This is a genomic window from Asticcacaulis sp. P2_B1 (assembly GCF_056404915.1).
In genome coordinates this window covers 23,015-37,104 of sequence record NZ_JBFUDD010000013.1, presented here as the reverse complement: position 1 = coordinate 37,104, position 14,090 = coordinate 23,015, and the positions used below count along the sequence as shown (strand labels likewise).

8 protein-coding genes are annotated in these 14,090 nt (G+C 61.9%); 5 read left to right on the top strand and 3 right to left on the bottom strand.

The window, feature by feature from the left end; all coding sequences use genetic code 11:
• The first annotated feature begins 148 nt into the window (after positions 1-148).
• The 4 genes from AC1DX3_RS20030 (at position 149) to AC1DX3_RS20015 (ending at position 4,565) form a co-directional block, all read left to right on the top strand.
• Positions 149-1,048, top strand: coding sequence for a LysR substrate-binding domain-containing protein (locus AC1DX3_RS20030; RefSeq protein WP_476991109.1), 900 nt, complete (start codon positions 149-151; stop codon positions 1,046-1,048).
• A 122-nt stretch (positions 1,049-1,170) separates the two neighbouring features.
• Positions 1,171-1,653 (top strand): DUF2975 domain-containing protein, encoded by a 483-nt coding sequence (locus AC1DX3_RS20025; protein WP_476991108.1) that lies wholly within the window; start codon positions 1,171-1,173, stop codon positions 1,651-1,653.
• Positions 1,654-1,887 carry a helix-turn-helix domain-containing protein gene (locus AC1DX3_RS20020; protein WP_476991107.1) on the top strand — a complete coding sequence of 78 codons (234 nt, stop codon included), beginning with the start codon at positions 1,654-1,656 and terminating at the stop codon, positions 1,885-1,887. It begins immediately after the preceding gene.
• Positions 1,888-2,195: 308 nt separating this feature from the next.
• Positions 2,196-4,565 carry a TonB-dependent receptor gene (locus tag AC1DX3_RS20015; protein WP_476991106.1) on the top strand — a complete coding sequence of 790 codons (2,370 nt, stop codon included), beginning with the start codon at positions 2,196-2,198 and terminating at the stop codon, positions 4,563-4,565.
• Positions 4,566-4,589: 24 nt separating this feature from the next.
• Here AC1DX3_RS20015 and AC1DX3_RS20010 read toward each other — a convergent pair whose 3' ends face one another.
• Complete coding sequence (locus AC1DX3_RS20010) at positions 4,590-6,164, bottom strand: Na+/H+ antiporter (protein WP_476991105.1); 1,575 nt, start codon at positions 6,162-6,164, stop codon at positions 4,590-4,592.
• A gap of 235 nt (positions 6,165-6,399) precedes the next feature.
• Here AC1DX3_RS20010 and AC1DX3_RS20005 point away from each other — a divergent pair, with 235 nt between their 5' ends.
• On the top strand, positions 6,400-8,601 hold the full coding sequence (locus AC1DX3_RS20005) for a beta strand repeat-containing protein (RefSeq protein WP_476991104.1): 2,202 nt from the start codon (positions 6,400-6,402) through the stop codon (positions 8,599-8,601).
• 15 nt (positions 8,602-8,616) lie between these two features.
• Here the strand turns inward: AC1DX3_RS20005 and AC1DX3_RS20000 are convergent, their stop codons facing one another.
• Together AC1DX3_RS20000 and AC1DX3_RS19995 are read right to left on the bottom strand one after the other, a co-directional pair.
• Positions 8,617-12,054: a beta strand repeat-containing protein gene (locus AC1DX3_RS20000; protein WP_476991103.1), complete on the bottom strand. Its 3,438-nt coding sequence runs from the start codon at positions 12,052-12,054 to the stop codon at positions 8,617-8,619.
• A 231-nt stretch (positions 12,055-12,285) separates the two neighbouring features.
• A complete protein-coding gene (locus tag AC1DX3_RS19995) occupies positions 12,286-13,839 on the bottom strand; it encodes a carboxylesterase/lipase family protein (RefSeq protein ID WP_476991102.1) in 1,554 nt (517 codons plus the stop codon).
• Between the last annotated feature and the right edge of the window lie 251 nt (positions 13,840-14,090).

Below are 14,090 nucleotides of genomic sequence, written 5' to 3'. Positions count from 1 at the left end.
GGTGATAATCATGATCACGTCCAGCAGGGTTTTGACAATCTCGTTCCACATGGCCGATCTCCTTCGCGGCCATTATTGCCACTTGGCGTCCGGCTTCAAACGCGTTTAATGGTTGCTTCGAATGACTTGAGGTTATGCGAGGCAGGCCATGAAACGCGGCAGGTTACCCTTGACGGCTTTACGCAGTTTCGAGGCGGCGGGACGGCTTAACAGCTTCACCATGGCCGCCGAAACATTGTTCGTGTCGCAGGCCGCTATCAGCCGGCAAATACGCGATCTCGAGGCCATGCTGGGGCAGCCCCTGTTCGAGCGGGGTCATCGCAGCGTATCTTTGACACCGGCCGGCGCGAAACTGCTCGCGGTCCTTACCCGGTCGTTTGACGATATCGATCTGTGCCTCGAACAGGTCCGTTCAACCGGCACGATCGCGACTCTGACCATCAACGCGGAGCCGTCGCTGGCTTCGTGCTGGCTCATCCCGCATCTCCCCGATTTCCAGCTCAGCCATCTCGAGATCGACATCGTGGTGGAATCGGCGGCGCAGCTGGTCGATTTCCGCACCGACAAGGCCGACCTCGCCGTCAGATATGCCGCGACGGCCAGGACCTGGCCGCGGACGCAGAGCCGGCACCTGTCGGACGTCCATATGGTGCCCGTCATGGCGGCGGCCTTGCCGCTACCGACCAAGCCCGAGAACCTGCTCGGGCACGTCTTGCTCCACGAAGAAAATCGCGATGGCTGGCAGCAATGGTTTTCGGCGGCGGGCATCGCCTTGCCGGACTCGAAAAGAGGGCCGGTCTATGCCGATGGCGGCCTGGTGATGCAGGCGGCCCTGCGCTCCCAGGGCGTCGCCTTGATGGATACGGTGCTCGTTGCCGAGGAAGTGGCGGCCGGCCGCCTGGTCCAGCCCTTCGACCTGTCCATTTCCTATGGGGCCTATTGGCTGGTGGCCCGCGACTTTGACCAGATGTCCGACGCCGGCATGACATTCGTCGAGTGGATGACCGCGCGTTTCAAATCAACGCCGTCCAGCACCGCTTCCGGATAGGTCCTGCCCCATCGGCCGATGGCCATGAAAGAACCGCGATTTTTGACGCTTGACTTTAAGTTTTATATAAAGTTATATGTCTTTAATGCTAATTAAATGACATCTCATCGGGAGCGTCTTCCATGTCCAAATCACCTGCGCCGGTGGGCGCGTTCGGCGTACTGATACGGCTGGCCGTATTTGTCCTGGCCCTGGCCTATACCGGCGAAAAGATCGCCGGCCTCAAGTCCATACCGTTTGCCGTCGGCAGCGCCTCGCATAATGTCCTTATCGTCTTCGCCTACTGGGCCGAGCTGCTGCAGCCGGGTTTCGCCCTGTGCGCGCTGTGGGCAGCGTCGACCCTGTTCGGCAGTCTCGGCCGCGGCGACGCCTTCAAACCCGCCGTGGTCAAGGGCATGCGCGGGGTCGGCCTCAACCTGCTCTTCGGCGCCTTCGGCGCACTGGTTCTGGTGCCCCTCTTCAACTATCTCGCCTATGGCGCCGCCCCGCTGCGGCTTTATGGCCCCTATATCGAAAGCCTGACCTTCGGCCTGATCGGCCTGGTCTTCTACATGCTGGCCCGTCAAGGCCAGGCGCTGAAGTCCGAACTCGAGCAGTTCGTCTAAATGCCCATACGTGTCACGCTCGACGTCCTGCTGGCCAAGCGCAAGGTGCGCGCCCGCGATCTGTGCGCCCAGGTCGGCATTTCCGAAACCCAGATGTCCCTTCTGCGCACCGGCAAGGTAAAGGGTATGCGGTTCGATACGCTTAGCAAGATTTGCCTGATCCTCGACTGCCAGCCGGCCGACATCATGGAATATGACCGCGACGAAGCGGACCTGGATACGGCCGGGGAATAGGCGGAAAAACCGGCGGTCTACGTGCCCTCATCCAGCGCCAGCGAAGGCTACACCTTCGCTGGCGCTATACCCCGTAAACGCGGGGCGGGCGGCGGCAAGCCACGTCGAGCCGCACCGGCGCGCCAGAGCGTCTTGGAGCACTGCGCCAGCTCATTGCCGGCTCTCACCCCGCCATCTGTGTCAGGCCGGCAACAGTCCTCAATAACATTGTGATGCGATTGACGGGGTGGCCGAAAACTATTAGGTATGTTTGCTACCAAATAATATCCATAATTAATATGGAATATATATAACTCAGGGACGACAACATGCCTAAATATAGGAATAGCCGCGCCTTGGCGCGTATACTTTATCGGTCGGGACTGCTTGCCGCGACCGCGACCTGCCTGCCCTTCTTTTATTCCGGCACTTTGGCGCAGACCCAGGGTCAAGTCCAGGCACAGGCGGACGACAGCGATACCGTCGTCGTCGTCACAGCGCGGCGGCGGATGGAAAAGCTTCAGGACACGCCGCTGGCCATTACCGCGCTGAGCGCGAAAGCCCTTGAGCGGCAACAAATTCAATCGACAACCGACCTCGGCAAGGTGACGCCCAATCTCCAGTTCGCCACCTACGGCACGCTGACCGGAAACAATTCGGCCGCCCAGGTGTTTATTCGCGGCATCGGCCAGACGGATGCCACCGGCGCAGTCGATCCCGGCGTGGGTCTTTATATCGACGACGTCTATATGGGCCGGTCGGTCGGCGGGGCCATGGAGTTCCGCGATATCGCCAATGTCCAGGTGGTCCGCGGGCCCCAGGGCACGCTGTTCGGGCGCAATACGATCGGCGGCGCCGTGCTGTTGTCGACCAACCGGCCCGGCGCGGGAAACACGCTGCGCGTGGGCCTGGGCGACGATAACCTGCGGGAGCTGTTCGGCGCCTTCGACATACCGATTTCCGAGCATCTGCAAGGCCGGGTGGCCTTCGGCCGCCGTATGCGCGACGGCTATGTGCATCGCGAATCCGACGGTCTCGATCTGGGCGACGTCAATACGTCCAACGCCCAGGGCACCTTGCGCTGGGAACCGTCGAGCGACCTGACCCTGACCCTGCGCGGCGACTATGCCAAGGCCGACGAGCACGGCTCCCCGTTCGTCTTCCTGTCGATCAATGAGCGCCAGACCTTCCCGGCCGCCGCCAGCAAGGCCGCGGGCTGCCCCGGCGCGACCTTTCCGCCCCCCTTCGTGCCGGCGACGGCCGATCCCCGCTGCGCCAATGACGCCCAGTACAAGGGCCCCTTCACCAATGGCGGCACGGCGCCGGCCTTCAGCACGCTCGAGAATTCGGGCGTGTCCCTGGTCGCCGAGTGGAAGATCAATGACGTCCTGTCGTTCAAGTCTATCTCTTCGGCCCGGACCCTGGAATGGTCGGGCGCCCGCGACGCCGACAATACGCCCTTGCTGATCCTGCAAACCAATTACAGCAGCCACAGCGACCAGCAGAGCCAGGAATTGCAGGCACAGATCAAAACGGCCCATTGGGACGGTGTGATCGGCGCCTATTATTTCAACGAAGAGACTGCCGACCGCGTGCTGGTCGGGCTGGGTAATCCCGGCACCTCCTACGATACGCAAAAAGTGGCGCTCGACACCCGGGCCACGGCCTTCTTCACCCAGTGGAGCTACAAGTTTTCGGATCGCCTGAGCGTGTCCGCCGGCCTGCGCTATACGGACGAGACCAAAGGCCTTCAGGCCACGATGTTCAATGTCGCGCCCTACAGCAAGCCGGAACCAGCCGCGCCGACGGCGCTGTGCCCCTTCGGCGGACCTCCCCCCACGCAGACCGGCTGCCTGTTTATCGGCACCGGCCGCAACGAACGCAATTTCACGGCGACCACGGGATCGGCCAGCCTCCAGTATCGCTGGAACGAGGCGCTCATGACCTATGTCAGCTGGTCCCAGGGCTTCAAGAGCGGCGGGTTTAACGAGCGCTACAACAACGCTCCTCCCGGCAATGTGCCGATCTCGTTCGCGCCGGAATCGGCGGAATCCTCCGAGGCCGGCTTCAAGGCGAATCCAGTGCGCGGCCTGCGTATCAACGGCGCGGTCTTCACCACCAAATATACCGACATGCAGATGACCTACCGTCTGGGCGTCGTGCCTTTGCTGTTCAATGCCGGCGAGGCCACGATCAGCGGCGCCGAGCTGGAAGCCGAATATATTCCCGTACGGGATCTGTACCTGAATGTCAGCCTGGGTTATCTCGACACGGGCTTCGACAGCATCACCAATCCGCCTTCTTTTGGCGCAGTGACCCCCACCTCGGTCGCCACCCTGACCAGCCGCCTGCCGTTCGCGCCCGAGCTTCAAGGGCATGTGGGCGGGTCCTATACCTTCCACGTCGGCGATGGCCTGCGCTTGACGCCGAGGGTGAATATCAGCTTCACCGGCAAGCAATATTTCGACGCCGGCAATACGGTATCGATTGCGCAGAACAAATCCGTCGCCATCGCCAATGCGTCGATCGTGCTCGAGCCCGAAAGCCGCAAATGGCACGTCACGCTGGCCGGTAACAACCTGACCAACAGGCTGTATCCCCTTGCCGGCACCTCGTCCGAGAGCACGTCGGCGGGCTATGCGGAGGTGATTTACGCCCGTCCGCGCAATTTCAGCCTGACCTATGCGATGGATTTCTAAGGGACTTTTCCATCACACCCTGCCTCAGGACTTCGCCGAGATGGCGCTCAGCTCTTCGAGATCGAGGTCCTTTTCCAGCTCCAAAAGCGTGCGGTCGTCGATGTCGCCGATCCGGTGCAGCCGGATCAGCTCGCCGCGCCCGGCCGCCACGGCTTCCAGCACGACGTCGAAATGGGCGTGCAGGCGCGGCTGGAACTCTTCTTCCTGGGCGGCGTATTTTTCGGACATGACGGCGCGGCGCTGATAGCGGTCGAGCAATTGCGGGTGCACCAGCTCGCCGCCCTCGTCATAGGCCAGGCGCTCGACCACCTTGACCTGGGCCTTGGCCATGGCAGCCTCGGCCTCGCTCATGGTCAGCCGCGCCTTGTCGGCCTCCACCTCCTTGAGGCCGGCCCACCGGATGATCTTGCCGAGCGTCATGCCCTGGACGAGGACCGTACCGAGGATGACCCCAAACGCCGCCATCAGCATGAAGTCGCGACCGGGGAAGTCCGCCGGCACGCTCAGCGCCACAGCCAGGGTGACGACGCCGCGCATGCCGGCCCAGCTGATCACCGTGGCGCATTTGGGCCCCAGCGGCGCCATCCGTTTGAGCCCAAGGCTGCGCAGGATCACGGTAACGGCGTCGGCCCCGAACACCCAGGCGAACCGCGCCACGATCAGGGTCAGCAGGATCGCCAGGATCGGCAGCGCCATCTCGCGGATCACCACCCCGAAGCCACCGACGCGCTCGACCACGCCCTTGAGCGACGAGCCGATCAGCATGAAGACGGTGGCTTCCATGAGGAAAATCAACACGGTCCAGAACGACGTCCCGCGCATGCGCACGGCCGCCGACAGGACGACATGCTGATACCAACCGCAGATCAGCCCGGCCGAAACCGCGGCGATGACACCTGAGACGTGCACCGACTCGCCCAGCAGATAGGCGGACCACGACACCAGAATGGAGGAGGCGATCTGCAGATAGTCGTCCTTGAGATGACGCACCAGGACGACCCAGGCCGCCCCGATGGCGGCCCCGACCGCGGCGCCGCCGATGGCCAGGATCGAGAAGGTCTGCAGCGCCTCGAACGTGCTGAAGGCGCCGGTGACGCCGGCGGCAATGGCGAAGCGGAACAGCACCAGCCCGGTGGCATCGTTGAGCAGGCTCTCGCCTTCCAGCAGGATCGACGGCCGGTTGGGCAGATGGACGCGTTGCAGGATGGCGCGCGCCGACACGGCGTCGGGCGGCGCCACGATCGCGCCCAGGGCCGCGCATGCCGCCCAGGGCAGGGCGGGGAACAGCCAGTGGGTCACCAGGGCGACGACGGCGGTCGTGAAGATCACCGCGCCGATGGCCAGAGACGCGACGCCCAGCATATGGCGGCGCAGTTGCGCAAAGGCGATAAACCAGGCGCCGTCCATGAGCAGCGGCGGCAGGAAGATGACCAGGACCAGGGCCGGGTCCAGGGATATGACCGGAAGACCGGGAATAAAGGCCAGGAGCGCGCCGCCAGCGATCAGGGCGACGGCCGGCGGCAGGCTTAGGCGCTGCGCGGCATAGTGCAGGATGATGATCGCCAGCACCATGGCGATCACGAGTTCGAATAAATGCATGGGGTCCATCAAACTCATCCGCCGGCTGTTTACAGCCTTGACCGTATCGCGATTGCGACGCCTGTCAATCGACAGGCGCACGATTGCCAGCCATGCGCACCGGTGCATTCGACTTTGATAACATCTTACCGAAATTGAATTTGTTACCGGCCCTACTGGTAATATAGGTCGCAATATGGATAATTATGCGCCAAACGCGGAGTGAAATCCGGCCAATTCAGCGGGGGCAAACGCCATGGCTAAGGTGCATAACACTGAGGAAGGCCTGACGGCCGGATGGATCCACGGCGACCAGACCGGCGACGACGGCGCCAATACGCTGACTGGAGGTACCGGCAGCGACACCCTTTACGGTCTGGGTGGCGATGACAGGCTGGATGGCGGGACCGGCGGCGACATCCTGTATGGCGGCAGTGGCGATGACACCTATGTCGTCGACGACGCGCTCGACAGCGTCAGCGAAGCGTCGCTGGCCGGCACGGACACGGTGGAAGCGTCGTTAAGCTACACCCTGGGCGCCTATTTCGAGAACCTGACCCTGACCGGCACGGGCGCCATCAACGGCACGGGCAATGGCGGGGCCAATATCGTCACCGGCAATAGCGGCAACAACATACTGGCGGGCGGCGGCATCGACCCGACCGCCCTGCTCGGCCAGGGCAGCGCCGGTTTCGATATTATCGACGACGATTCGGTCTACCATGGCGACAAGGCCAACGCCCTGGAAATAGACAGCAGGGGGTTTGCGCTGGGCGCCAGGGGCGATATCGACAAGAACGCCACAACGGTGCCGCATGTCACCGTCCACATCACACAAGACTTCAATTCGCAATGGTACAGCTTCACCACGACCCAGGCCAATGTCGATATCGTCCTCGACGTCGACCGCTCGGCCGGCATCGACACCTCGATCTACCTGTGGCGGGGCAACAATTTCCTGGTCGCCTTCAACAGTAACGACACCAGTGGCGACGGCCAGGCGGGCAGCACCGGCCAGAGCGACGCCTATATCCACGCGACGCTGAGCACCGCCGGAACCTATTACATCCAGATGGCCACCCAGAATGGCCTGGGGACCTACGATCTCAATATTTCGCTCAATGACCCGTCCCTGCCCATAGCCCCGGTTATCGACCCAGCCTACGACACCCTGAAGGGCGGGACGGGCGACGACACCTATATCGTCGATTACAGCTCGGACCAGGTCGTTGAAAACAGCGGCGAAGGCACCGACACGGTTAAGGCGTCTATCGATTACACCCTGGGCAGCAATGTCGAAAACCTGACCCTGACCGGCAGTGCGATCAATGGCACCGGCAATGGTGACGCCAACCGGTTGACCGGCAATACCGGCGACAACACCCTGGACGGCGGCGCCGGCGCCGATATCATGGCCGGACGGACCGGCAACGACACCTATTGGGTCGACAGTTTCCAGGACGTCGTCAGCGAAGCTGCGTCGGGTGGCACCGGCGATACGGTCATGGCCTCGGTCTATTATGTCCTCAGCGCCAATGTCGAGAACCTGGTCCTGACCGGCACGGCGGTTCGCGGCGTCGGTAATGCGGGTGGCAATCACCTCACCGGCAACGGCAGCGCCAACGAATTGTTCGGCAAGGACGGCGGCGATGTGCTGGACGGCGGTGCGGGCGACGATACCCTCACCGGCGGATTGGGCGACGACGACTATGTCGTCGACAGCTACCGCGACAAGGCCGTCGAGCTGGCCGGCCAGGGCCACGACACGGTCCACAGCTCGGTCTATTACGTGCTGGACGCCAATGTCGAGGACCTGGTGCTGACCGGTACTGCAGCCAAGGGCGTCGGCAATTCCGGCGACAATCACCTCACCGGCAACGCCAGCGCCAACGACCTGTTCGGCAAGGACGGCAATGATATATTGGACGGCGGGGCGGGTGACGACACCCTCACCGGCGGATTGGGCGATGACGGTTATGTAGTCGACAGCTACCGCGACAAGCCCGTCGAGCTGACCGGCCAGGGCCACGACACGGTTTACAGCTCGGTCTATTACGTGCTGGGCGCCAATGTCGAGGACCTGGTCCTGACCGGCACGGCGGTTCGCGGAGTCGGCAATACCGGTGCCAACGCCTTGACCGGCAACGCCGGCGCCAACGAGCTGTTCGGCAAGGAGGGCAACGATACACTGGACGGCGGGGCCGGTGGCGACACGCTGAGCGGCGGCGCCGGCATGGACCGCTTCATCTTCGGCAGCGGCAGCGGCACCGATACGATCAGCGATTTTTCAGCCAGCGACGGCGATGCGATCGACGTCGGCGCCTATCACAGCGTGATGGGCAGCGCCGTGATCAGCCAGGCCGGCGCTTCCGTCGTCATCGATCTCGGCGGCGGCAATGTCATCACCGTCGCCCACGCGCAACTGGCCGCGGTGGCGTCGCATATCGACTGGGGTTGACCGGCAGGGCGCAGATTACCACACCATATGGGCCGTGACATCGGCGGCGGAGGTGTTGAGCACGGTGATGACATTGCCGCTGCTCAAGGTGATCAGGGTGTCATTGCCGACGTGGGTGATATAGCCGGCATGCGCCGTGCCGTGGGTATAGGCATTGACATTGATGCTGTCGCCCTGGGTCGCTGAAAAGTCGCTGATGGTGTCCAGGCCGCTCGATGTGCCGAACAGGAAAACATCCGCACCGCCCTTGCCGCTTAAGATGTCGGCGCCGGTGCCGCCGTTCAGCGTATTGGCGGCGTTATTGCCTAGGATCGTGTTGGCCAGGCTGTTGCCGGTACCATTGATGGCATTGCTGCCTGTCAGGGTGAGGTTTTCGACGAATTGGCCAGACAGGCTGAAGGTCACCGAGGCATTGACCAGATCCGTGCCGCCGCCGCTGGCCTCAATGACGGTATCTCCGGCATTATCGACAGTGAAAGTATCATTGCCGGCGCCCCCGGTCATGGCATCGGCACCACCGCCTCCGTTGATGACATTATTGCCGGCATTGCCAATCAAGATATTGGCCAGGCTGTTGCCGGTGGCGTTGACATTGGCCGAGCCGGTGAGCGTCAGGTTCTCGATTTGCTGGCCTGACAGCGTGAAGGTCACGCTTGAGATGACCTTGTCTGTGCCCTCCCCCGCAATTTCGACAACGGTGTCACCGGCATTGTCGACATAATAGATATCGTCACCCTTGTTGCCGGTCATGGCGTCGGCGCCCAAACCACCATCGATGATATTATTGCCGTTACCGCCCGTCAGCGCGTTGTCGAGGGCGTTGCCGGTGAGGTTGAAATTGTCTGTGCTATTGAGCCTTAGCGCCTCGAAATTGGCCCCAAGCGTCCACGTCTTTGCCGAGATGACAGTGTCATAGCCTTCGCCGGCATTCTCCGTGACGCTGTCGCTGAAATTGTCGACGATATAGGTGTCGTCGCCTGCGCCGCCGGCCATGATGTCGGCGAGCAGGCCGCCATCGAGACGATCATTACCGCCCATGCCGTTCAGAGTGTCGATTCCCGATCCGCCGATTAGGATGTTGGCGGCGTCATTGCCGATTATGATATTGGCCAACGAATTGCCTGTGCCGTCGATTGCCGCCTCGCCCGTCAGAGTCAGATTTTCCACTTGCTGGCCGGCCAGCGAATAGGTGAGCGACGCATAGACGAGGTCGGTACCGGCCCCGGCGCCTTCGAGGGCGAAATCGTTAATATTGTCGACATAGTAGATATCGTCGCCAAAGCCACCGGACAAATTATCGGTGCCGATGCCGCCATCAAGCGTGTCAGTGCCGTCGCCGCCGGACAGGATGTCGATGCCTGCGCCACCCATCAGGACATTGTCGTTGTCATCGCCGGTAAGGGTATCGTTGAATGTACCGCCGGTGAGGTTCTCGATACCCGTCAGGGTATCCTGGCCGGCGGCATGCGTGTCCTGGGCGTGGCCCTGAAGCCGCAGACTGGCGGTAATATAGCCGGTAGCGTCGGCGTACGATACCGTGTCGATCCCCGCGCCGCCGGCAAGGGTATCGTTGCCGCCATTGCCGTTCAACTCATCATTGCCGTCGGTGCCGTTCAACACGTCGTCGCCGCTACCACCTTTGATGTTCACGCTTTCGATATTATAGGCATAGGCATTGTTGAGGCCGATAATATAGGCATTGCCGGCGACGGAGGTGCTAAAGCCAGTTGCGGTGGCGCTGTAGTCTCCGACCAGACGGTCGTCACCGTCATTGGCGTACCAGATGAAGGCGCCCTGGGCGAGCGAGACGGTCAATTGATCATTGCCGAAGCCGGTACTGAGCTCGCCCAACAACTCGACGTTTTTAACCGACGTTCCGCCGCCCACGGTGATGCCGGTCCCGCCCGCGGCCACGACGGCATTATAGTCGATGTCCGACGTGACACTGTCCATATAGAGCCATAGCTTGTCCGTACCGGCGCCGCCGTCCACAACGTCGCCGGTCAACATGTCCTTGAACTGGTCATTGCCCGATCCGCCGGTGATGGTCAGGTGTTCGGTATTATAGGCATTAGAGGTGCCGACCACACGGTTGTTGCCGGCCTGGAAGGTGGTGAAGCCGGTCGCGGTGGCGCTGTAATCGACAATCAACCGGTCGTCGCCGTCGTTGGCGTACCAGGTGAAAACGCCCTGGGCAAAGGAGACGGTCAATTGATCATTACCGCTGCCCGTCGCCAACTCGACCAACCGTTCGACGTTCTTGACCGAAGTGCCACCGGTCAGGCCGATCCCCGTTCCGGTCGCGGCTGTGACGGCGTCATAGGCGATATCCGAGGTGACCCCGTCCATATTCAGCCAGATTTTATCGTTGCCGACACTGCCGTCGACGATATCGCCGGTCTTCATGTCCTTGAACGAATCGTCGCCCGCGCTGCCCGTAATCGTCAGGTGTTCGGTATCGTAGGCGTTGATGGTCGAAGACACGACGCGATTATTACCGGCCTGGAGGGTCGTGAAACCGGTCGCCGAGGCGCTATAGTCTACAACCAACCGGTCGTCGCCGTCATTGGCGTACCAGGAGAATGCTCCCTGCGCGAATGCCACTGTCAGCCGATCATCGCCGCTGCCGGTCGCGAAGGCAGCCAGTTGCTCGACATTCCTGACGCTGGTGCCGTCGCCCAGCTCGCCGGTGCCGGCGTCCGTCGCCGCCAGGACGGCGTTATAGTCGATCGAGGCCGTCACATCGTCCATATTCAACCAGATTTTGTCCGTGCCGTCGCTGCCATTGACGATGTCACCGGTCTTCATGTCCTTGAACTGGTCGTTGCCGGAACCACCGGTAATGGTCAGGTGTTCGATATTGTAGGCGTTGGAGGTCGAACCGACGACGCGATTGTTGCCGGCAATAAAGGTGGTGAAACCCGTCGCCGTAGCGCTGTAATCGACGACCAGTCGGTCGATACCGTCATTGGCGTACCAGTTGAAATTGCCCTGGGCGAAGGACAGGGTCAGTTGGTCGTCGCCGCTGCCGGTCGCCAACTCGGCCAGTTGCTCGACATTGCGGATGCTGGTGCCGCCGCTCAGCGTGCCCGTGCCGCCGTCGGTGGCCGCGAGAACGGCATTGTAATCGATCGAGGCCGTCACATCGTCCATGTACAGCCAAAGCCTGTCGGTGCCGGCACTACCATTCACGATGTCGCCGGTCTTCATATCCTTGAACTGGTCATTGCCAGAGCCACCGGTGATGTTGAGGTGCTCGATATCGTAGGCAATGGAATTGAACGGGCCAATGAGACGGGCGTTACCCGAAATCGACGTCGTGAAGCCTGTGGCGGTGGCGCTGTAATCGACGATCAGGGTGTCGATGCCGTCTCCAGCATACCAGTTGAACTGGCCATTGGCCGTGGTCACGCTGAGGGTATTATCGAACTCTGTGCCGAAATAGTCGGTCATGGAAAATCTCTCTGTGAAATGACGGATGGGCGAACGCTGACAGCGGGCACTTCGATCATAGGGTGAGATATTGACGCAGCGGGCGGATAACCTTGCCCCTTCCCCCGGGATAACATGGTTAATCTAAGCACGAGTACATCGCGACGCCAAACATTTTTTCAGCTTTTACACGAATTTTTTATGACAAACAGCCATGCGTAGCATGGGGCGCGGCGGACCGGTTTGACGCCGTCAGTTCGCAGGCGTGCCGAATTGCGCGAAATCCGGCAAGACGCCGCGCTTCGTCACCTCATCCTCATTGCCGATACGCAAGACAGATGCATTGCCGCCGTCGAATGCCTGCCATGTCGGCAGGTCGGCGCCGTTAGGATCGCCGGTCTTGGCGAAATTAGTCCAATAGCCGGCCAGGCGGGCGGCCAGTTGCCGGTCCTCATCGCTCCACGGCCGCGAATCCTGGTCGAGCTGATCGAAGACATAGCGAATTTCCGCGCCGTGACCGGCATTGCAGCCATAGCCGCACGGTGTCGCCGGCTCGGTCGGGTTGTGGACGAAGTCATAGACGTAAGCGTCGCGGCCGCCGGCCTTAACCTGGCGATCGGCCCAATACCACATGCGCCAGGCCCACCAATCGGTCGTCAGTTGGTTGATCGAGGCCCGTGCCTCGTCATCCGTGGCACCGGGATAGGCCTTGAGCATGGCGGGAGACGGCGCGTGACCCAGCAGTTTCGCCACAAGGCCGGCATGATTGGCCGCGGTAAAGGCGTCGGTGCCGAGGATCTCCGGCGCCAAGTCCTCGCCTTCGTCGGCGTTCCAGCCGACCAGGATCGGTACGTCGTTTTGCCGGTGATGGCTGTAGGTCGTGGTCATATCCTCATGCAGGATATGACCGTCGACGATGACGCGGGGCGCCCAGGGCTGACGGATCAACGTAGCGGCGTCCATGCGGCGCAGCTCGGCCAGGTTGGCGGCGCCCAGGGAGCGCATGAAGGCCGAGCCTTGCGCTTCGGCCTTGGCGCGGTCGAATTGACTGTCCTCGCTGGGGTCGATCGGCAGGGCGCCATTGCCGCTTTCGGCGATGGCGCGCTGGAACAGGCCCTTGGCCTGGGGCGAAGCGACCAGGACGGCCACCGACTCCGCGCCGGCGGATTCGCCCATGATGGTGACGCGGTTAGGGTCACCTCCGAAGGCTGCGATATTGGCCTTCACCCATTGCAAGGCGGCGATCTGGTCTGCGATGCCCTGATTGCCGGAGGCATGGTCGGGGGATTCCTGGGTCAGTTCCGGATCGGCGAAAAAGCCGAAGACGCCCAGGCGGTAGTTGATGGTCACCACGATAACCCCGCGGTGCGTCAGGTTCGTGCCGTCATAGAGGCTTTGCGCGCCTGTGCCGCCGAACAGGCCGCCGCCATGGATCCACACCATGACAGGCAGGTTCTCGGCTTTTTCGGGCGCCCAGATATTGAGATAGAGGCAGTCTTCGTTTTGCGGATTGCTGATCCAGGGCGCCGTCTGGCGGCAAACCGGTGAAAAGGCGCGGACGTCTTTGACGCCCGTCCAGGGCTGGATTGGTTGCGGCGCGCGCCAGCGCAGGTCTGCCACCGGCGGCGCGGCATAGGGCACGCCGAAGAAGGTGCGGACATCGCCGTTATCGCTGCCGGAAACGGCGCCGCCGGTCACCTGGACTGGCGGGGTCGCTTGTTGGGCATGGGCGGGGGTGATGGCGAGCAGGACGGCCGTTGCCAGGGCGGCGACCGACGCCAGCCGTAAACCTGTATATAACAACATTTCACCCTCCCCGATGGATAGTTCCGCAACCAGCTAGGCCGTGTCACCATGGAGGTCAAGGCAACAGGATGACCTGATCAAGGTGGCCATCATAAAAATTTCACACGCAACCTCTTTACGTGGATTCCTATTCCTCTATATAGGACGTTCTTCCGGCGGACCCCGAGTTCACATGGTCCCGCCTCATTTTGCGCCCAAAGATACAATATCTTAGGCAAGAACTGAGGCTCAGGCATCGCTGCTAACGCCGG

What these genes read in the sequence shown, in the direction of transcription:
- AC1DX3_RS20020 (WP_476991107.1), top strand. Translation starts at nt 1,654, where the DNA reads ATGCCCATACGTGTCACGCTCGACGTCCTGCTGGCCAAGCGCAAGGTG.
- AC1DX3_RS20015 (WP_476991106.1), top strand. Translation starts at nt 2,196, where the DNA reads ATGCCTAAATATAGGAATAGCCGCGCCTTGGCGCGTATACTTTATCGG.
- AC1DX3_RS20010 (WP_476991105.1), bottom strand. Translation starts at nt 6,164, where the DNA reads ATGCATTTATTCGAACTCGTGATCGCCATGGTGCTGGCGATCATCATC.
- AC1DX3_RS20030 (WP_476991109.1), top strand. Translation starts at nt 149, where the DNA reads ATGAAACGCGGCAGGTTACCCTTGACGGCTTTACGCAGTTTCGAGGCG.
- AC1DX3_RS20025 (WP_476991108.1), top strand. Translation starts at nt 1,171, where the DNA reads ATGTCCAAATCACCTGCGCCGGTGGGCGCGTTCGGCGTACTGATACGG.
- AC1DX3_RS20005 (WP_476991104.1), top strand. Translation starts at nt 6,400, where the DNA reads ATGGCTAAGGTGCATAACACTGAGGAAGGCCTGACGGCCGGATGGATC.
- AC1DX3_RS20000 (WP_476991103.1), bottom strand. Translation starts at nt 12,054, where the DNA reads ATGACCGACTATTTCGGCACAGAGTTCGATAATACCCTCAGCGTGACC.
- AC1DX3_RS19995 (WP_476991102.1), bottom strand. Translation starts at nt 13,839, where the DNA reads ATGTTGTTATATACAGGTTTACGGCTGGCGTCGGTCGCCGCCCTGGCA.